Origin of the sequence: Streptomyces sp. NPDC050732, assembly GCF_040654255.1 — a bacterium.
In the GTDB taxonomy this organism is placed as follows: Bacteria; Actinomycetota; Actinomycetes; order Streptomycetales; family Streptomycetaceae; genus Streptomyces.
Map to the genome: position 1 here is coordinate 194,014 of NZ_JBFAHP010000001.1, position 18,998 is coordinate 213,011.

The following is an 18,998-nucleotide window of genomic DNA, read 5'->3' on the forward strand; positions in this document are numbered from 1 at the left end:
GCGGGTGGACGCGCGCTTCCGGAGCGCGCGGAGGTGCGGGAGCCGGACAAGGGCGAGGTGGAGGAACGGATGAGTGCGACGGCAGCTTCGGAGTCAGCGGTTCCGCCGGCCGAAGGGGGGCCGGAGACGGGCGTCGCGCGGTTGCCGCGGGTGATCCAGAGCGAGGCCACCACCGAGATCCCCGTCCACCTGCTCTTCCGCGACGATCCGGACGACGTGACGGGCGTCGCGCTGCCACCCGCCGTGGTGCGGCGCAGACGGGGAACCGGGGAGCAGCCGCGCACGCCGCGCCGCCCCGCGGCGACACCCCTCACCGCACCCGTCGCCCGGCCCGTGCCCGACGTCGACCCGGCCCTCGTGGAGCGGCGGGCCCGCGTCCTGCCCGGCCTCGCCGGGGTGCTCGGCGGCTGCGCGGGCGTGGCGGGGTGCGCGCTCTCGCTGTGGTGGGCGGGCGTGCTGCCCGAGCCCGTGGTGCGGGTGACGGGACTGCCCGCGTACGACGGTGTCCGGCTCGGCCCCGCGCAGTGGGCGTCGCTCGCCGGGTCGGGGGCGCTCGGTCTCTTCGGGTTCGGGGGCCTGGCCCGCGGCCGGGTCGGCAGGGCCTGGGTGCTGAGCCTCTTCGGCCGCTACCGGGGCACCGTCCGCCGCACCGGCCTGATGTGGGTGAACCCTCTCCTGCTGCGCCGCCGTGTCGACGTACGGCTGCGGCACTGGCGGAGCGAGCCGATGCCGGCGGTGGACCGCGGCGGCGTCGCCCTGCGCGTCGTGCTGCTCGTCGTGTGGCGGGTGAAGGACCCCGCGCGGGCGACGCTCGCGGTCGAGGACCACCAGGAGTACCTGCGGGAGTGCGTGGAGGCGACCACGGCCCGGGTCCTCTCGCGGCTGCCCGCCGACGCCTTCCACGACGAGGCCCCCACCCTGCGCGACGCCGAGGCCGTCGGCGCCGCGCTGACCCGGACGCTCGCCGCCGACGCGGAGGCGGTCGGCGTCGAGATCTTCTCGGCGCAGCCGACCCGTATCGAGTACGCCCCCGAGGTCGCCGCAGCGATGCGGCGCCGCCGGGTCGCCGCCCTGGACGCACGCCACCGTGACACCGTCCTGACCTCGGTGGTCGACTCGGTCGAGGACACGGTGACGCGGCTGACCACGCGGGGTCTCGTGGAGCTGGACGACTACGAGCGCAAGGCCTTGGTGAAGGACCTGACGGTGGCGTTCTATACGGGCCATGGAGAACACCGATGACACCGCTGCCACCGATGACCTCGCCCGACTCGCCGCCGACGCCAGGAAGCTGACGGCCGGGGTCCCGCGCGCCGTCCTCGGGATCGCGGGGCCGCCCGGCACCGGCAAGTCGACGCTCGCGCGGGCCCTGGTCGAGCGGATCGGCGAGGACGCCGCGTATCTGCCGCTGGACGGCTTCCACCTGTCCAACGGACAGCTGGCGCGGCTCGGCCTCACCGGGCGCAAGGGCTCGGAGCCCAGTTTCGACGTGGCGGGATATGTCGCGCTGCTGCGCCGGGTGCTCGGCGACCCGGGGCACGACATCTACGTACCCGACTACGACCGCACGCTCCACGAGCCGGTCGCGGCCCGGCACCTCGTCCCGCCCGCCGCCCGCCTCGTGATCACCGAGGGGAACTACCTCGCCTGCGACCTGCCGGGCTGGCGCGCCGCGTACGACCTCATGGCGGAGTGCTGGTACCTCGACTCACCTGCGGAGGTACGGCAACGGCGCCTCGTCGAGCGGCAGTTGGCGGGCGGCAGGTCGCCGGAGGAGGCCGTGACCTGGGTCGCGACGAACGACGGGCCCAACGGTGAACTTGTGGAGACGTCGCGGGGGAGATGCGGACGGATCCTCTCCGAGATTGGTATGGACATGTTCAACTAACGGCAATAATCTGAACTTGGTCTAGACCGCAGTGCGCGCACGTCCCACGGAACTCCCCACGTTCGGCAGGAGCGGCACATGCGAAACAAGAAGATGTACGCGGCCCTGGTCGGCCTCGGCACGGTCGGCGCGTTCGCGCTCTCCTCCGGTGGTGCCAGCGGTCACGGCTACACGGATCTGCCGGCCAGTCGGCAGATCAACTGCGCCAAGGGCGTGGTGGCCAACTGTGGCTCCATCAATTACGAGCCACAGAGCGTCGAGGGCCTGAAGGGCTTCCCCGCCGGGGGCCCGGCCGACGGCAAGATCTGTTCGGCGGGCGTCGCGGGCTTCAGCCAGCTCGACTCGCCCAAGACGCCGAACGGCGCGGCCTGGCCGACGACGAAGGTGAGCGGCGGTCAGAACTACACGTTCCGCTGGCAGTTCACCGCGCGCCACCGCACCACCGATTTCAAGTACTACATCACCAAGCAGGGCTGGGACGACAGCAAGGCGGTGACCAGGTCCGCCCTGGACACCACGCCGTTCCTCAGCGTTCCTTACAACAGCCAGCAGCCGCCCGCGACCCTGTCGCACAGCGGCACCATTCCCGGCGGCCGCAGCGGCCACCACGTGATCGTCGCCGTCTGGACGGTCGCGGACACGGCGAACGCGTTCTACGCCTGCTCGGACGTGCAGTTCTGACGCGGTCCCCCACAGGTTCCGCGCACGCCGTGCCGACCACACGGCGTGCGCGGGGCCGCACGCGCGCGGACGACGGTCTCGTCATCTGACGCTCCATCAATTACCGTGCGCGACCATGGAGAGCACCGGAAGCACGGTCGCGGAACTCGTACAGGCGCGCTGGGGCGACCACCGCACCGGTCTGCGCCACGCGGGCGGACGGCTGAGCCACCACCAGGTGACGGCGGGCGCCGCGGCCAGGGCCGCGCTCCTCGCCGACCTGCTGCCCCCGCACGGCGACCGCCACATCGGCGTCCTCCTCGACAACACCCCCGAATTCCCCCAGTGGTTGAGCGCGGCCGCCCTCGCGGGGGCGGCGGTCGCGGGCATCAACCCCACGCGGCGCGGAGCGGAGCTGGCCCGGGACATCCTGCACACCGACTGCACGGTCCTCGTGACCGGACGGACACACCTGCCACTCCTCGACGGCCTCGAACTCCCGGGCGTACGCGTCCTCGTGACCGACACCGACGCCTACGCCGAACTGCTGGCCCCCTACGCCGACGCGAAACCGGAGATCGCCCGGACCGTGGGCCCCGACAGCCGCATGCTGCTCTACTTCACCTCCGGCTCGACGGGCGCGCCCAAGGCGGCGATCTGCAGCCAGGGCAGGCTGGCGGCGGCGGGCCGCTCCCTGGTCGAGCACTTCGGGATCCGTGCCTCCGACACCCACTACATCTGCATGCCCATGTTCCACGGCAATGCGGTGATCGCGGACTGGGCCCCGGCGCTGGCCGCGGGGGCGGGGGTGGCGCTCCGGTCCCGTTTCTCCGCGTCCGGCTTCCTCCCCGACGTACGAGAATTCGGCGCCACGTACTTCACCTACGTGGGCCGGGCCGTCCAGTACATCCTGGCCACGCCCGAGCGGCCCGACGACCGGGAGAACCCGCTGCGGGTCGGCTTCGGGACCGAGGCGGGGGCGGTGGACGCGGCACGCTTCGAGGAACGCTTCGGCGTGCGGCTCGTCGAGGGCTACGGCTCCTCCGAGGGCGGCGCGGCCATCCAGCGCACCCCCGGCACGCCGGCCGGGGCGATCGGCCGCGCGGCACCCGGGGACGACCTCGCGGTGGTGGACCCGGAGACACGGCGGGAGTGCGAGCCGGCCCGGTTCACGGCGGACGGCCGCCTCCTGAACGGTACGTCCGCCATAGGAGAACTGGTCAACCGCGGCCCGAACCCCTTCGAGGGGTACTGGCGCAACGAGGAGGCCCAGGCGGAACGGAGCCGCGACGGCTGGTACTGGACGGGTGACCTCTTCTACCGCGACGCCGCGGGCTTCCTCTACTTCGCGGGCCGTACGGACGACCGGCTGCGGGTGGACAGCGAGAACCTGGCGGCGGCGATGATCGAGAACATCCTCGCGCGGTACGAGGGGGTGGCGGCGGTGGCGGTGTACGCGGTGCCCGACCCGGTGGCGGGCGACCAGGTCATGGCGGCCCTGGCACTCCCGCCCGACACCCCCTTCGACCCCCTCACCTTCACCGAATTCCTCCTCTCCCAACCGGACTTGGGGACGAAGATGGCCCCTTCCTACGTCCGGGTGGTGCGGCGGATGCCGACGACCGCGACGAACAAGGTGGCGCGGAGCCTGCTGCGCCGCGAGGCGTTCCTCTGCGAGGACCCCGTCTGGTGGCGCGCCCCGGGCACCCCGGCCTACCGCCCCCTGACCCCCGCGGACGTGGCCACCCTCCTCACCACATACCGCACCCACACCCGCCACTCCCTCCTGAACCCGTGACGCCCCCCCTGCGCCCGGGCAGAAGCCCCAAGCCCGCCGCTCCGCGGCGGATGCCTCCCACCCACCCACCCGTTTGCCCCGCAACGTCCTGCGGGGTAGGGGCGGGGGCGGGTGGGTCTCCCCGCGATGCCCCGTGGAGGTAGGGGTGGGTGGGGTGCCCCTGCGATGCCCCGCGGGAGCAAGGGCGGGGTGGGTGGGGGCCGCCCGCGACGCCCCGTCCGGGTAGGAGCACCAAGCCCGCCGCTTCGCGGCGGATGTTTCCCACCCACCCACCCGTTTGCCCCGCGACGCAGCTGCCAGGTAGGAGCAAAGACGGGGACCACGGGGACCCCCACCGGCCGGGCAGCCGCGAGCGCGCCGGAGGGGACGTGGGGGTATGTGCGAACGGAGCACCGAGCACACCATGGCGTCTTTGTCCGTGCAGCGTGGCGCAGGGATAGCGAGTACGCACATACCCCCGCGGCCCCGCCCCACAGACGAAGCAAAGGCGCAGCCCCCAGCCCGCGACGCCCCGCAGGCGCAGCCCCCGCCCAAGGCGCCCCGCAGGCGCAGGCCCCGCCCCAGGCGCCCCGCAGGCGCAGACCCCGACCCACAACGCCCCGCAGGCGCAGGCCCGGCCCACAGCGACCCGCACGCGAGCCCCCGCCCAAGGCGCCCCCGCCAGCCCCCGCTTACCGTAGGGCCATGGCCCGGGGGAGTGTCAGGAATGCGGTGCCGGGGGCGGCGGCCCACCGTTCGAGAGGTGTCGCGCCCTGGCGCAGTGCCCTGTACCTCCTGGGAGGGGTCCTCCTCGGTGCCGGCATCCTCGTGCTGGGGCTCGTCCTCACCACCGTAGGGGCCCTCCTCAGCCTCGTCCTCCTCGGCATCCCCCTCCTCGGCGCCCTCGCCTTCGCCGGTGTCCCGGTCGCCGCCCTGGAACGCCGCCGCGTCCTCCTCGTCGATCCCACCCCCGCACCCACCCCCGCGCCCTCCCCCCACCGCACCCCCACCACCCCCGGCATCCCCGCCTGGTTCCGCCTCCGGCTGAAGGAGCAGGCGACCTGGCGCGAACTCGCGTACACCGTCCTGTTCGCCCTCGTCCTGTGGCCGCTCGACCTCCTCGTCCTCGCCTGCACCACGGCCGCCCCCGCCCTGCTCGTCGCCGCCCCCGCCCATCTCGCCCTGACCGGCGGCCCGGAACAGGGAGGAGTACGGCCCGCCAAGCTGTGGCTTGTGGAGGCGTACCCGGCGGCGTGGGCCACCGCGCTGCTGGGGCTCGTCCTGCTTCTCGCCCTCGCGTACCCGCTGGGCGCGTACGCCGCCGCCCGTGCCGCGTTCACCCGCCTCCTGCTCGCCCCGCGCGAGACGGAGGCCGCCGACGCCCTGGCGGAGGTCACCCGCTCGCGCGCCCGCCTCGTCGACGCCTTCGAGGCCGAACGCCGTCGTATCGAGCGGGACTTGCACGACGGCGCGCAGCAGCGTCTCGTCGCGCTCACGATGACCCTCGGGCTCGCCCGGCTCGACGTGCCTCCGGGCAGCGCGCTCGCCGAGCGGCTGGCCACCGCGCACGACGAGGCGGGCCGCGTCCTCACGGAGCTGCGCGAGCTGATCCGCGGCATCCACCCCCAAGTGCTCGCCGACTACGGCCTCACCGCGGCCGTGGAGGACGCCGCGGACCGCTCCACCGTCCCCGTGGAGACGCAGACGGGGAAGGGGGCGGGGGCGGGGGCGGGGGCGGACGGCACCCCGCTCCCGAGGTTGCCCGAAGCCGTCGAGTCCGCCGCCTACTTCGCGGTCCGCGAAGCCCTCACCAACATCGGCAAGCACAGCGGCGCGACCCGGGCCCGCATCACCGCCGTCCACACGGACGGCGTCCTCCGCATCGACGTGTACGACGACGGCCGCGGCGGCGTCGACCCGGCCCGCGGCACGGGACTCACCGGCCTCGCGGACCGCCTCGCCGTCCTCGATGGCACACTGACGGTCGCCGGCCCGCCGGGCGGCCCGACCATCCTGTCCGTGGAGATCCCGTGCCAAGCAGCAGACCGACCGGCAGCCGAGGCCTGAGAGTCGTCCTCGCCGAGGACAGCGTGCTGCTGCGCGAGGGGCTCATCGGCGTACTGGCCCGCTTCGGGCACGAGACGGTCGCCGCGGTGGGCGACGCGAACGCGCTGCGGGACGCCGTGTCGGCGTACGACCCGGACATCGTGGTGACGGACGTGCGGATGCCGCCCGGTTTCCAGGACGAGGGACTGCGGGCGGCCGTCGCGCTCCGGGCGGCGCGGCCGGCACTGCCCGTGCTCGTGCTGAGTCAGTACGTCCAACGGTCCTACGCCGCCGAGCTCCTGGACACCGGTGACGGCACGGGCGTCGGCTATCTCCTGAAGGACCGCGTGGGCCAGGTCGAGCAGTTCGTCGACGGGCTCACGACGGTCGCGGAGGGCGGCACGGTCGTCGACCCGGAAGTCGTACGGCAGTTGCTGCGCCGCCGCCGCGACCCGCTGGAGCGGCTGACCCCGCGCGAGCGCGAGGTGCTCGCCCTCGTCGCCGAGGGCAGGTCGAACGCGGCGATCGCCGCCGAACTCGTCGTCTCCGAGGCGGCGGTGGGCAAACACATCGGCAACATCCTCGGGAAGCTGAACCTGCCGCCGGCGGACGGCACGCACCGCAGGGTGCTCGCGGTCCTCGCGTATCTGCGGGCGTGAGGAACCCGTGCTGAAGGAACACAAGTCGGCAGAACCGCTCGCGTGAACGATTACGATCCACGTACATGAGTGCGCACGACCAGACCACGCCGGCCCACGACGAGGCCCCCGCCCCCACCCCCGCCGCCCGCGCCCGGCGCGCCCGCATCGCCGCGGCCTCGGTGCTGATGGCCGCGGCGGCGGTGGTCCTCGCGCTGCGCCTGGCGAGCCGGTCCTCCGTCCTCGTCGTCGGGGTGTACGGACTGCTGCTCATCCTCTGCGGCGGAGTGATCGAGCTGAGCCGCCGCGGCCGGACCAGGCTCGGCACTTGGCTGCTGGCCGCGGGGCTCGCGGCGGCGCTGTTCATGGACGGTTTCGTGCTGTCGTGACGCCATGACGCCCGTGGAGGCGCCGCAGCGGCCCGGGCGCCCACCAGGCCCGGCTCCCCAGCAGAGCCATGGAGGCCGGGACGAGGAACATGCGGACCACGGTCGCGTCGATGAGGACGGCCAGGGTCAGCCCGAGCCCGATCTGCAGGATCGGTGAGAAGCCGCCGGTCATGAACCCGGCGAAGACGACGGCCAGGAGCAGCGCCGCACAGCTGACCACGCGCCCGGAGCGGCGCAGGCCCTCGACGACGGCGGTGCGGTGGTCGCCGGTCTCCGTCCAGCTCTCCCGCATCCGGGAGAGGATGAACAGCTCGTAGTCCATGGCGAGTCCGAACGCGATGGCGACGATGAGCGGCGGCGCCGTCAGGCTCAGCGCGCCGAGCCCCTCGCCGCCGAGCAGCGAAGCGCCGTGTCCGTGCTGGAAGACCCAGGTGACGACGCCGAGCGCGGCACCGAGGCTGAGCAGTGTGGTGGCGAGGGTGCGCAGGGGGATCAGGACGGACCCGGTGAAGGCGAAGAGCAGCGTGAACAGACCGGCGAGGACGGTCAGCACCGCCCAGGGGGCGCGCTCGGCGAGCATCGAACGGAAGTCGACGAGGCGGGCGGCGTTGCCGGTGACCTGGACCGGCTCGGCGCCGCGCACATCACGGATCCGCTCGACGAGGCCGGTCGCGGCCGGCCCGTCGACCGGGCCCTTCGGGGTGAGTGCGAGCAGGACGGTGCCGTCGCGGAGGACCCGGCGTTCGGACGCCGCGATGCCGGGCAGCGCACCGATCCTGCGCGCGCAGTCGGCGGGGGCGCCGGGGCGGACGAGGACGCTCACGGGGTCGGTGCCTGCCTCGGGCGGGTAGTGCTCGCGCACGGTGTCGTAGAGCCGGCGGGCCTCGGTGTCGTGCGGCAGCTGGCGGGCGTCGCCGATGCCGATGCGCATCCCGAACGCGGGCACGGCGAGGACGACGAGGGCGGAACCGGCGACGACGAGCACGGCGACCGCCCGCCGGGCGGCGAACCGTCCCACCCGGGCGAAGACCTCCCCGTCCCGCACCTCGCGACCCCCGCGCCGGCCGGCCCGGACCGCCCCCGCGGCCGAGATCTTCCCGCCGAACCGGGCGAGCAGCGCCGGGAGCAGCGTCAGCGCCGCCAGCATGTCGACGACCACCACGGCCCCGGCCGCGAGACCCATGCTGCGCAGGAACGGGCTGGGGAACCAGAGCAGGCCGGAGAGGCAGATCGCGACGGTCAGCCCGGAGAAGAGGACGGTGCGCCCGGCATGGGCGACCGTCGCGCGCACGGCCCCGGCGACGTCGAGCGCCCGTGCCCGCTCCTCGCGGAAGCGGACGACCATCAACAGGGCGTAGTCCACGGCGAGTCCGAGCCCGAGCATGCTGACGATCTGGACGGCGTAGACGGAGATGTCGGTGAGCAGACTGAAGCCGTACAGGATCAGGAAGGCCCCGGCGACGCCGCTGACGGTGACGAGCAGCGGGAGCCCCGCCGCGCGCAGGCCGCCGAAGATGAGCAACAGCACCAGGAGCACGGCGGGCAGCGTGATCAACTCGGCCTGGGCGACGTCCTCCTGGGCCCGCGTGCCCAGCTGCTCGCCGAGCAGGGGGCCACCGCTGACGGCCACGTCGGCCGCGTCGATCTCGCGGAGCAGGCCGGCCGCGGCACCGACGGTGTCGTCCTCGGCGTCGTCGTCGAGCCCGCCCTTGAGGGTGACCGGGATCAGCAGCGCCCGGTTGTCGTGGGCCACGAGGCCGTGCCGGTCGTACGGGTGGGGGACCTCGGCGACGCCGGGCAGTGTGCGCACCGCGGCGACGGCCCGGTCGATCTCGGCGCGCAGCGGGGGCCGGTCGACGTCACCGCCGCCCGAGGCGACGGCGGTGATGGTGGCGCCGGACGGGTCGAGGTCGTCGAGGAGCTCGTCGGCGACGACCGACTCGCTGCCCGGCACGTCCTCCACCGTCGAGGTCAGATCCCCGAAGACGCGGGTCCCGAAGCCGAGTCCGAGGACGAGCAGGCAGAGCCAGACGGCGATCACGGTGAGCGGGCGGCGTGTCGCCGTCCGGGCGAAGGTGGCGAGCATGACGACTCCTCAGGAGTGACCGGGCCGGGTGCCCAGAGTCGTCCCGGAACCGTCCCCGCGAATCACCGCACGGAGCGGTCTTGCCCCCTCCCTCGCGGGGGCGAGCACTCACCCGCCGGAGGGAGGCCGCGGGCACGGGAGCCGTCAGTCCTCCCCGTCGTCGTCCTCGCCCGCCACCACGAGCCCCGTCTCGTACGCGCAGATCACCGCCTGCACCCGGTCCCGCAGCGCCAGTTTGGAGAGGACGTTGCTGACGTGGGTCTTCACCGTGTGCTCGCTGACCACGAAGGACGCCGCGATCTCCGCGTTCGTCAGGCCCCGCGCCAGCAGCCGCAGCGTCTCCTCCTCGCGGGCGGTGAGGACGGCGAGGCGTGCGGCCGGCGCCCCCGGGCCCGCGCCCCGCCCCCGCCGCACGAGGTCCGCGACCAGGCGCCGCGTCACCGTCGGCGCCAGCAGCGACTCACCGGCCGCGACGACGCGGACCGCGTGCACCAGGTCGTCCCTGCGGACGTCCTTGAGGAGGAACCCGCTCGCTCCCGCGTACAGCGCGTCGTACACGTACTCGTCCAGGTCGAAGGTGGTGAGCATGACGACGCGGCAGCCGGACACCGAGCAGACCCGGCGGGCCGCCTCGATGCCGTCCATGCCGGGCATGCGGATGTCCAGGAGCAGCACGTCGGGGGCGTGCGCGCGCACCGCGGCGACCGCCGCCGCACCGTCACCCGCCTCCGCGACCACCTCGATGTCCGGCTGCGCGTCCAGGATCATCGAGAAGCCGCTGCGCACCAGCTCCTGATCGTCGGCGACCACCACCCGGATGCTCATCCCCCAAGGATGCCGTGGGCAGCCACGCGACGACACGGAATCCTCCACCGGGCCCGGGCCCGGGTCCGGCCTCCGCGCGCCCGCCGCACGCGGCGGCACGCTCGCGCACCCCGACGAGCCCGTGCCCGCCACCGTCGCCGCCACCCGCACCCTGCCCGTCGTCGGTGACCGTGACGCGCAACTGGCCGTCGCCCCACTCCAGTTGTACGTGCACGCGCGTGGCCCGCGCGTGCTTCACCGTGTTGGTCAGCGCTTCCTGGACGATGCGGTACACCGACACCTCGACGTCCGCGGTCAGCGCGCACGGCGTGCCAAGGACGGCCAACTCGGCTGTCAGGCCGGTGAGTCGGACGTGCTCGACCAGGCCGGGCAGGGTGTCGAGGGACGGCTGCGGGCCCCGCTCGCCGGGGGCCCGCTCCTCCCTGAGCACGCCCAGGATGCGGCGCAGCTGCACCATCGCGTCGCGCCCCGCCGAGGCGATCGCGTCGAACGCCGCCTCCGCGCGCGGCGGATCGCTGCGCACCACCACGGGTCCGGCCTCGGCCTGCACCACCATGAGGCTCACCGCGTGGGCGAGGATGTCGTGCATGTCCCGTGCGATGGTGGCCCGTTCGAGGGCCACGGCCCGCGCGGTCTCGCTCGCCCGCTCCCGCTCCAGACGCCGCGCCCGGTCCTCCAGGGCGGCGGTGTACGCGCGCTGTACGCGGGCCAGCACCCCGAGGGCGTACGCGCTGCCGAGACTCAGCAGGTGGAAGGGGTACTCATACGGTTCCGCGCGCTCGTGGAACGCCATGGTGACCGTCGTGCCGACCAGCCACCCGGCCAGCATGACCCGCCGCTGCCACGGCCGGGCGAGGGCGGCCACGGTGTACAGCACGACGAGCCCGCCGTACATGATGTCCGGCGGCGGCCGGTGGTGGACCGCCATGGCGGGCGTGCAGCAGGTGACGGCGCACGCGACGAGGAAGGGCGCGCGGCGCCGCCACACCAGCGGCACGGCCGTACCCGCGCCGAGCAGGAAGCCGGCCGTGGACAGGGCGTCCCCGCCCTCGTCGGGGAAGAGGAACTGCAGGGAGACGGCGAACAGGACGACGGCGGCCGGCGCCGTGTCGACCACCCACGGCGGAGCGGCACGCACCCACGCGACGGACCGGGCGACTCCGGGCATGCGCATACGGCGGCTCCTCAAGAGGGAGGCCGCCAGTATCACCGCGCCCGCCCGCCACCGTCCTCACCGGCGGGAGGGATATGACGAGGGGCAGTCACGACTCCAGATAGCGCAGCACCGCGAGCACCCGCCTGCTGTACCCCGTCGTCTGGGAGAGCCCCAGTTTGTCGAAGATCGCGGCGAGGTTCTTCTCGACCGCGCTCAGCGAGATGTGCAGCTTCTGCCCGATGGCCGCGTTGGTGTGCCCCTCGGCCAGCGCCTCCAGGACGGTGCGTTCCCTCGGGGTGAGCCGGGTCAGCGGGTCGGCGTGGGTGGTGCGGATGAGGAGCTGGCGTACGACCTCGGGGTCGATGGCGGCGCCCCCGGCATGCACCCGCTCCAGCGCGTCGAGGAACTCCTCGACCTGCGCGACCCGGTCCTTGAGGAGGTAGCCGACCCGCTCGGCGCTCGACGTGAGCAGCTGGGCCGCGTAGTTGCGCTCCACGTACTGGGAGAGGACGACGACGCCGATCTCGGGGCGCAGTTCGCGGATCCGCACCGCGGCGCGCAGGCCTTCGTCGGTGTGGTCCGGCGGCATCCGGATGTCGGTGACGACGACGTCCGGCTCGTGTGCCGCGACCTCGCGCAGCAGCGCGTCGGCGTCGCCCACGGCGGCGAAGACCTCGTGGCCCTCCTCGGCGAGCAGCCTGACCAGGCCCTCCCGCAGCAGGGTCGAGTCCTCGGCGAGGATTACGCGCACGGCAGCTCCGCGGTGATCGTGGTGGGGCCCCCGAGGGGGCTGTCGACATGCAGGGCGCCGTCGAGCGCGGCGACCCGGCTGAGCAGTCCGGTGAGCCCGCTGCCCGTGGGGTCGGCGCCGCCGGTCCCGGTGTCGCGGACGACCACGGAGAGGGACGCGCCCCGCTGCCGTACGCGGACGAAGACCTCATCGGCCGCCGAGTGCTTGGCGGCGTTGTTCACGGCCTCCGACACGACGAAGTAGGCGGCCGTCTCGACGGCGGAGGGCAGCGGGTCCGGTACGTCGTACTCCATGCGGACGGGGATCGCGCACCGCTCCGACACCCCGCCGAGCGCCTCGCGCAGGCCCAGGCTGTCGAGGGCGGTGGGGTAGACCCGCCAGGCCACTTCACGCAGTTCGGTGAGGACTTCCCGGGCCTCCTTGTGGGCCTGTTCGAGCAGGGCGTCCGCCTGTTCCGGGGTGCGGCCGCGGCGGGCCCTGCCGAGCAGCATGGCGAGGGCGACGAGCCGCTGCTGGACGCCGTCGTGCAGGTCGCGCTCGACGCGGCGCCGCTCCACGTCGACCGCCCTGACCACCGCGGCGCGGCTGGTGGCCAGCTCGTCGATGCGGCGCTGGAGGAGCTCGCGCTCGGAGGGGCCGAAGCACTCGCGGGCGAGCCTGGCGTCCTGCTCGGTCAGCGCGCGCAGCCCCTGGACGGCGAGGAAGAGCAGGGTGCCGCCGAGGACGACCTGGCTCAGCACGTCCAGCCAGGTCATCGACGACCGGGCGAGCGACACCGCGAAGATCCCCGCGAGGACGGCCCCGAAGTCGACGAGGCCGACGACGACGGCGCACAGCAGCCCGGAGTACGTGCGGGCCGCGAGGTAGCGCAGGATCTGCTGGTCGGAGGCGCGGTGCTCGGGGAACGCGTCGCGGAAGAAGAGGGACCGGCGCCGCCGGTCCAGGGCGGTGAGCCTGCGGGCGCCCGCGGCGAGCAGGGCGTGGGCGCGGCGGCGGGTGCGCGGCCAGAGCAGGAAGGCGCCGAGGGCGGTGCCGGCGACGACGAAGTACAGCAGCCCGAGGAGCGCGGTCAGGCACCCGACGAGCACCCCGGCGACCCGCATGAGCAGCGGCGCGGCGACGGGTTCCCTCACATCGCCCGACATTAGCCGAGCCCTAGCGGGAGCGGCGGTGGCGGGCCTCGGAACCGGCCCCGGGCTGTTTGCGGGACCGCACGCGCACCGCCACGTACACGGCGACGGCCCCGACGACCAGGACGAGGACGGCCTTGGAGAGGAGCCCCACGTATGTCTCGACCGCGTCCCACTGGTCGCCGAGCCAGTATCCGGCCATGACGAGCACGGAGTTCCAGACCAGGCTGCCCAGCGTGGTGAGGGCGAGGAAGACGGGCAGCCGCATGCGTTCCACGCCGGCCGGCACGGAGATGAGGCTGCGGAAGATCGGCACCATCCGGCCGAGGAGGACGGCCTTGGTGCCGTGCTTGGCGAACCAGGCCTCGGTGCGCTCCAGGTCGGAGATCTTGACCAGCGGCAGCTTCGCCCACAGGGCGTGCATGCGCTCACGCCCGAACCAGACGCCGATCCCGTAGAGGGCGGCCGCGCCGACCACCGAGCCGAGCGTCGTCCAGAACAGGGCGGAGGCCAGGCTGATGACTCCCTGCCCCGCGGCGAAGCCGGTGAGCGGCAGGATCACCTCGCTGGGCAGCGGCGGGAAGAGGTTCTCCAGGGCGATGGCGAGCCCCGCGCCGGGGCCGCCCAGGGTGTCCACGAGGTCGGCGGCCCATCCTGCGATGCCGCCTGCGGGTTCCTGGGGGAGGGCGAGAGTCATGAGGTCCATGGAGGCCACGCTAGAAAGTGCAGGTCAGCGGCGGTATGGGGGTTGCCGTCGGATGGGGGTGCGGAAAACCGCACCCTGCTGCGGAAAGGGTGAGGCGTACGCGAAAGGGCGTCCCCGGAGACCGGGAACGCCCTTTCGGCATTCGCAAGTGCGCCGCCAGGGACTCGAACCCCGGACCCGCTGATTAAGAGTCAGCTGCTCTAACCAACTGAGCTAGCGGCGCCTGCTGACGAGTAAATAATACCTGGTCCGGGAGCGTGCTTCCGACCACGGCGGCCGGGCCCCTCAGATGGCCAGGGACAGCAGCACGGGCGCCGCCCGGCGATTAAGTGTGTCCGCGGCCTCGCGCAGGCGATGCGCGTGCTCCACCGGCAGGGACAGGGCGAGGCACCCCACGGAGGACCCCGCGGTGATCGGAACCGCGGCGCACACCGTGCCCACCGCGTACTCCTGGAGGTCGAGGACCGGGACCGTGGCGGGCTGGGCGGCGAGGCGGTTCAGGAGGACCCGCTCGTTCGTGATCGTCCGCGAGGTGAGGCGGGCCATCCTGTGCCGGGAGAGGTGATCGCGGCGGCCGTCCACGTCGAGCTGGGTGAGCAGGCTCTTGCCGATCGCGCTGGCGTGGGCGGAGGAGCGGAAGTCGACCCATTCGTTGACCGCGGGGGTGCGGGGGCCCGCCGCGAAGTCGGTGACGCGGATCTCGCCGTCCACGTACCGGCTGATGTAGACGGCGGCGCCGATGGAGTCGCGGAGCCCGTCCAGGGTGCGCCGGAGCTTCTCGCGGAGCGCCTCGGCGTGGTTCTCGGCCGAGCCGAGGCGGTCGAGGGCCTCCCCGGTGACGTACGCACCGGTCGCGTCGTCGGTGAGCTCTTCGACGTACCCCTCACTGCTCAGCATGCGCAGCAGGGGTGTCAGCCGGGCGGTGGGCAGTCCGGTGTCGCGGGCGATGCGGGCGGCGGTCACTCCGGTGCCGTGCCGGGCGACGGTCTCCAGGACCCGCAGGGCGTCCTGGACGGAGCGGTGCGGCGTGATCGCCTCGTGCTGCAACGCCACGGCTTCCCCCTGCGTGGGACGGTTCCGGACAGCTGGGCCTCGTACCAAGATAGCGGTCAAGTGGCGCATTCGGAGCGTCTGTTGGGGGGTTTGGTGGCGCGTTCCTCTCCTGTGCGCAGGAACGCGCCACTCTGGCATATGCCTCAGTCATGCCCCCATCCTGGTCCGGTCACAGCACCGCGCTGAGGAACTCCCGGGTCCGCTCGTGCTCGGGCTCGGTGAAGATCTTCTCCGGGGTCCCGGACTCGATGACCCGGCCCGAGTCGAACATGAGTACCTGGTCCGAGATGTCCCGGGCGAAGTTCATCTCGTGCGTCACGCACAGCATCGTGATGTCCGTGGTGTGCGCGATGTCGCGGAGCACGTCGAGGACGCCCGCCACCAGCTCCGGGTCGAGCGCGGAGGTGACCTCGTCGAGCAGCAGCACCTGCGGGCGCATCGCCAGGGCCCGCGCGATGGCGACCCGCTGCTGCTGGCCGCCGGAGAGCTGCGTCGGGTACGCGTCGCAGCGGTCGCCGAGCCCCACCAGGTCGAGCAGCTCGCGGGCGCGCGCCTCGGCCTCGTCCTTGGACAGGCCGAGGACGGAGACCGGCGCCTCGGTGATGTTCCGCAGCACCTTCATGTTCGGGAAGAGGTTGAACTGCTGGAACACCATCCCGATGTTCTTGCGGACCTCGCGGACGTGCTTCTCGCCCGCGGGGACGAGCTTGCCGTTCTTCTCCTCGTGGGTGAGGTACTTGCCGCCCACCTTGATGGTGCCCTGCTCCGGCTTCACCAGGGTCATGAGGAGCCGCAGGATCGTGGTCTTGCCGGAGCCGGAGGGGCCGATCAGCGTCACGTGCTTGCCGGAGGCCACGGAGAAGTCCAGCTCGTCGAGGACGACGTTGGAGCCGTAGCGCTTGACGACCTTGTCGAAGCGGATCAGTTCGCTGCCGTCGACGGCCGGGTTGGCGATTTCCTGGGAAGTGCTGCTGTCAGCGGACAAGGCGACGCTCCAAAACTCGCAGAAGAAGAGAGGCCGGGTAGGCGATGAGGATGAAGGCGACGCCGACCACGCTGATCGCCTCGTAGGTGAAGGTCGCCTGGCTGTAGCCCTGGGCCTGGCCGAGCATGTCGAGCGCGCCGATGGCGGCCATCTGCGGCGACTCCTTCAGCATGACGATCACGTAGTTGCCGAGCGCGGGGATCACCCGGCGCACCGCCTGCGGCAGGATCACGGACGTCCAGGTGCGGCGCTTGGAGAGGCTGAGCGCGGTCGCCGCCTCCCACTGGCCGGCCGGCACGCCTTCGATGCCCGCCCGGTAGACCTCCGAGGTGTACGTCGAGTAGTGCAGCCCGAGACCGACGATGCCCGTGGTGAGCGGGGACATCGAGGGGCCCCACTCCGGCACCACGTAGAACAGGAAGAACAGCTGCACCAGGAGCGGGGTGTTGCGGATGAACTCGGTGACCACCGTGACCGGCCACCGGATCCACTTCTTCTCCGAACGCTGCGCGACCGCCCACACCAGGCCGAGCGAGAAGGCGATCAGGGTGCCGAAGAACAGCGCCTTGAGGGTGAGCTCCACGCCGTCCCAGAAGAGCGGCATGAAGTCGTCGACGTGCGACCAGTTCCAGTTCACTTGGCACCCCCCGTACCGGCGACGACGTCGATCGACGACTTGGCGCGCATCCCGCTGAACAGGCCCGTCCTCTCCGGCTCCTGGCCCACCCGTTTCTTGGCGTGCCGCTCCAGGAGCCGCATGCCGCGCGTGAGGACGAACGCGAAGACGAAGTACAGGGCGAGCAGCAGCGTGTAGATCGGCGCGCTCTCGTTCGTGACGAGCCGCAGCAGGTCACCGGCGAAGGTCATGTCGGCCACCGCGATGAGGGAGACCAGGGACGTGCCCTTGAGCAGCTCGATCAGCAGGTTGTTGAACGGCGGGATCATCTCCGGCCAGGCCTGCGGCAGTTCGATGCGGCGCAGCCGCTGCAGCGGGGTGAAGTTCAGGGCGATGCCCGCCTCGCGCTGCGCGGGCGGCACCGCGGCGAGCGCCCCGCGCACGATTTCCGAGGCGTACGCGCCGTAGGTGATGCCGAGGGCGAGCACGCCCGCGAACATCGGCTGGAAACTGATGTTGAAGACCGGCGGCACGGTGAACGCGATCCAGAACATGAAGACCAGCGACGACGTGCTGCGGAAGATCTCGAAGTAGGCCCCGGCGAGGAACCGCACGATCCACAGCCGGTTCGTGCGCAGCACACCGATGGGGAAGGCGATCACGAAGGCGAGGGCCGCGCTGTAGAGGGTGACCTGGACGGTGATCCAGATGCCGGGCAGGAACCAGTTCCCGAAGAACTCCGACGACATCATGAGGAGACGCCCTTCGCCGGCGGACACAGCTTCTCCACGGTCAGATCCGTCATCTCCGCCTCCGTGAACCCGAACGGCTTGACGATGCGCAGGAGTTCGCCGCTCTTCTTGAGCTTGTGCAGCTCCTCGTTGAAGGCGTCCCGCAGGTTCTTTTCGGACAGCCGGAAGGCGAAACCGCCCGCGCCGTAGGCCGGCTCGCCGTCGACCACGGGCTGGAACGGCTCCGTCGCCTCGACCCGCGGATTCTTCTTGATCACCGTGCGCACGGTGACGTTGGTGCCGGCGAACGCGTCGACCCGGCCCTGGGCCACGGCGTCGAGCCCCGCCACCTGGTCGGGCAGGACGAGGACGGACTTCACGCCCGCGGCCTTGGCGTAGTCGATCTCCGCGTAGGCGGTGCCGCTCGCCAGCCGCAGACCCTTCTTGGCGATGTCGTCGTAGTCCTTGATGCCGTGCGGGTTGCCCTTCTTCACGATGAACGAGTCGAGCATGAGGTAGTCGGGGTCCGCGAAGAGGACCTGCTCGCACCGTGTCGGGTTGATGTACATGCCCGCCGACACCACGTCGAACTGCCGTGCCTGCGTGAGTCCCGGGATCAGCGCGCCGAACTTGGTGGGCACCGCCTTGACCTTGGGCACGCCGAGGCGGGGGAAGATGACCTTGGCGATGGCCGGCGCCTCGCCGGTGACCTCGCCGTCCTCGTCGATGTAGCCGAACGGGACCTCGCCCGCGACACCGATCCTGACCGTACCGCTGTCGCGCAGGCGGTCCAGCAGATCGCCCCCCTCAACCTTCCCCTCCTCCGGGACCCGGCTGCATGCCGAGAGCCCGAATGTGCCGAGAGCCGCCCCGCCCGCTCCGGTGAGCAGGGCGCGGCGGCGAACCGCTCTGCCAGTGAATCCCTCGTTGTTCCCAAGTGGTGGAGCCATGGGCGCGCGGCTACCCGACTCGAAGCGAGATATGCCGACGAATTCCGGCCCCTGATGCAATCGTTGTGCTCTTGACCCGGGGAGTGATCCAGGGAGGAGCATGGGACACATGGCGGAGCGATTCATCGAAGTCTCCCTCGCGAAGCGGGGAGTTCAGTGCACGGCGAAACTGCTCGACGACCGGGCCCCGGTGACCTGCGCGGCGGTGTGGGAGGCGCTGCCGCTCGGCTCGGACGTCTACCACGCGAAGTACGCGCGGAACGAGATCTACGCCCTCTTCCCGGCGTTCGCGGACCGCGAGCCGCCGCTGGAGAACCCGACAGTCACCCCCATCCCGGGAGATCTCTGCTATTTCTCCTTCTCCGGTACGGAACTGGGCACCCAGGCCTACGGATACGAGGCGGAGGCGGGCGTACAGGCGGGCACCACCGTCGTCGACCTCGCCCTCTTCTACGAACGGAACAATCTGCTCCTGAACGGCGACGTCGGCTGGGTCCCCGGCATCGTCTGGGGCCAGATCGTCGAGGGCCTCGACCGGATGGCCGAGGCCTGCAACGACCTGTGGCGCGCGGGCGCCCAGGGCGAGACGCTGAACTTCAGGAGGCTGTAGC

At 72.4% G+C, this 18,998-nt stretch carries 19 protein-coding genes and 1 tRNA gene; 8 read left to right on the forward strand and 12 right to left on the reverse strand.

Annotated elements, in window-relative coordinates; all coding sequences use genetic code 11:
* Positions 1 to 69 precede the first annotated feature (69 nt).
* The 7 genes from AB0H82_RS00860 (at position 70) to AB0H82_RS00890 (ending at position 7,398) form a co-directional block, all read left to right on the forward strand.
* The gene (locus AB0H82_RS00860; RefSeq protein WP_362987326.1) at positions 70 to 1,242 is read left to right on the forward strand and encodes an SPFH domain-containing protein; all 1,173 of its coding nucleotides are present in this window, start codon (positions 70 to 72) and stop codon (positions 1,240 to 1,242) included.
* On the forward strand, positions 1,226 to 1,888 hold the full coding sequence (locus tag AB0H82_RS00865) for a nucleoside/nucleotide kinase family protein (RefSeq protein ID WP_362987328.1): 663 nt from the start codon (positions 1,226 to 1,228) through the stop codon (positions 1,886 to 1,888). Before AB0H82_RS00860 ends, AB0H82_RS00865 begins: the two co-directional genes overlap by 17 nt.
* A gap of 78 nt (positions 1,889 to 1,966) precedes the next feature.
* Complete coding sequence (locus AB0H82_RS00870; RefSeq protein ID WP_362987330.1) at positions 1,967 to 2,569, forward strand: lytic polysaccharide monooxygenase; 603 nt, start codon at positions 1,967 to 1,969, stop codon at positions 2,567 to 2,569.
* 115 nt (positions 2,570 to 2,684) lie between these two features.
* Positions 2,685 to 4,346, forward strand: a complete 1,662-nt coding sequence (locus AB0H82_RS00875) for an AMP-binding protein (protein ID WP_362987332.1) — start codon at positions 2,685 to 2,687, stop codon at positions 4,344 to 4,346.
* 684 nt (positions 4,347 to 5,030) lie between these two features.
* Positions 5,031 to 6,392 carry a sensor domain-containing protein gene (locus tag AB0H82_RS00880; RefSeq protein ID WP_362987334.1) on the forward strand — a complete coding sequence of 454 codons (1,362 nt, stop codon included), beginning with the start codon at positions 5,031 to 5,033 and terminating at the stop codon, positions 6,390 to 6,392.
* The gene (locus AB0H82_RS00885) at positions 6,356 to 7,030 is read left to right on the forward strand and encodes a response regulator transcription factor (RefSeq protein ID WP_362987336.1); all 675 of its coding nucleotides are present in this window, start codon (positions 6,356 to 6,358) and stop codon (positions 7,028 to 7,030) included. The genes AB0H82_RS00880 and AB0H82_RS00885 overlap by 37 nt, the downstream gene beginning before the upstream one ends.
* Before the next feature lie 65 nt (positions 7,031 to 7,095).
* Positions 7,096 to 7,398, forward strand: a complete 303-nt coding sequence (locus AB0H82_RS00890) for a hypothetical protein (RefSeq protein ID WP_362987337.1) — start codon at positions 7,096 to 7,098, stop codon at positions 7,396 to 7,398.
* Here AB0H82_RS00890 and AB0H82_RS00895 read toward each other — a convergent pair.
* The 12 genes from AB0H82_RS00895 to ehuB all read right to left on the reverse strand — a co-directional run bounded on the left by AB0H82_RS00895 (position 7,373) and on the right by ehuB (position 18,387).
* On the reverse strand, positions 7,373 to 9,484 hold the full coding sequence (locus tag AB0H82_RS00895) for an MMPL family transporter (RefSeq protein WP_362987339.1): 2,112 nt from the start codon (positions 9,482 to 9,484) through the stop codon (positions 7,373 to 7,375). The genes AB0H82_RS00890 and AB0H82_RS00895 overlap by 26 nt on opposite strands.
* A gap of 144 nt (positions 9,485 to 9,628) precedes the next feature.
* Positions 9,629 to 10,309 (reverse strand): response regulator transcription factor, encoded by a 681-nt coding sequence (locus tag AB0H82_RS00900; RefSeq protein ID WP_362987341.1) that lies wholly within the window; start codon positions 10,307 to 10,309, stop codon positions 9,629 to 9,631.
* The gene (locus tag AB0H82_RS00905; RefSeq protein WP_362987342.1) at positions 10,203 to 11,483 is read right to left on the reverse strand and encodes a histidine kinase; all 1,281 of its coding nucleotides are present in this window, start codon (positions 11,481 to 11,483) and stop codon (positions 10,203 to 10,205) included. The genes AB0H82_RS00900 and AB0H82_RS00905 overlap by 107 nt, the downstream gene beginning before the upstream one ends.
* 88 nt (positions 11,484 to 11,571) lie before the next feature.
* On the reverse strand, positions 11,572 to 12,216 hold the full coding sequence (locus AB0H82_RS00910; protein ID WP_362987344.1) for a response regulator transcription factor: 645 nt from the start codon (positions 12,214 to 12,216) through the stop codon (positions 11,572 to 11,574).
* Complete coding sequence (locus tag AB0H82_RS00915; RefSeq protein WP_362987346.1) at positions 12,207 to 13,349, reverse strand: histidine kinase; 1,143 nt, start codon at positions 13,347 to 13,349, stop codon at positions 12,207 to 12,209. The genes AB0H82_RS00910 and AB0H82_RS00915 overlap by 10 nt, the downstream gene beginning before the upstream one ends.
* A 22-nt stretch (positions 13,350 to 13,371) precedes the next feature.
* The gene (locus AB0H82_RS00920) at positions 13,372 to 14,052 is read right to left on the reverse strand and encodes a DedA family protein (protein ID WP_362987348.1); all 681 of its coding nucleotides are present in this window, start codon (positions 14,050 to 14,052) and stop codon (positions 13,372 to 13,374) included.
* A gap of 149 nt (positions 14,053 to 14,201) precedes the next feature.
* Positions 14,202 to 14,275, reverse strand: a tRNA-Lys gene (locus tag AB0H82_RS00925).
* Between the two features lie 62 nt (positions 14,276 to 14,337).
* A complete protein-coding gene (locus tag AB0H82_RS00930) occupies positions 14,338 to 15,105 on the reverse strand; it encodes an IclR family transcriptional regulator C-terminal domain-containing protein (RefSeq protein WP_362987350.1) in 768 nt (255 codons plus the stop codon).
* A gap of 169 nt (positions 15,106 to 15,274) precedes the next feature.
* Positions 15,275 to 16,090 (reverse strand): ectoine/hydroxyectoine ABC transporter ATP-binding protein EhuA, encoded by an 816-nt coding sequence (gene ehuA, locus AB0H82_RS00935; RefSeq protein ID WP_362987352.1) that lies wholly within the window; start codon positions 16,088 to 16,090, stop codon positions 15,275 to 15,277.
* Positions 16,080 to 16,727, reverse strand: coding sequence for an ectoine/hydroxyectoine ABC transporter permease subunit EhuD (gene ehuD / locus AB0H82_RS00940; RefSeq protein ID WP_362987354.1), 648 nt, complete (start codon positions 16,725 to 16,727; stop codon positions 16,080 to 16,082). The genes ehuA and ehuD overlap by 11 nt, the downstream gene beginning before the upstream one ends.
* Entirely contained in the window at positions 16,724 to 17,455 is a 732-nt protein-coding gene (gene ehuC / locus AB0H82_RS00945) for an ectoine/hydroxyectoine ABC transporter permease subunit EhuC (RefSeq protein ID WP_362987712.1), read from the reverse strand. The genes ehuD and ehuC overlap by 4 nt, the downstream gene beginning before the upstream one ends.
* The gene (gene ehuB, locus AB0H82_RS00950) at positions 17,455 to 18,387 is read right to left on the reverse strand and encodes an ectoine/hydroxyectoine ABC transporter substrate-binding protein EhuB (protein WP_362987356.1); all 933 of its coding nucleotides are present in this window, start codon (positions 18,385 to 18,387) and stop codon (positions 17,455 to 17,457) included. Before ehuB ends, ehuC begins: the two co-directional genes overlap by 1 nt.
* A gap of 109 nt (positions 18,388 to 18,496) precedes the next feature.
* On the opposite strand from ehuB, the gene AB0H82_RS00955 reads away from it, so the two are divergent.
* Positions 18,497 to 18,997, forward strand: a complete 501-nt coding sequence (locus AB0H82_RS00955) for a DUF3830 family protein (RefSeq protein ID WP_362987358.1) — start codon at positions 18,497 to 18,499, stop codon at positions 18,995 to 18,997.
* Position 18,998 lies beyond the last annotated feature (1 nt).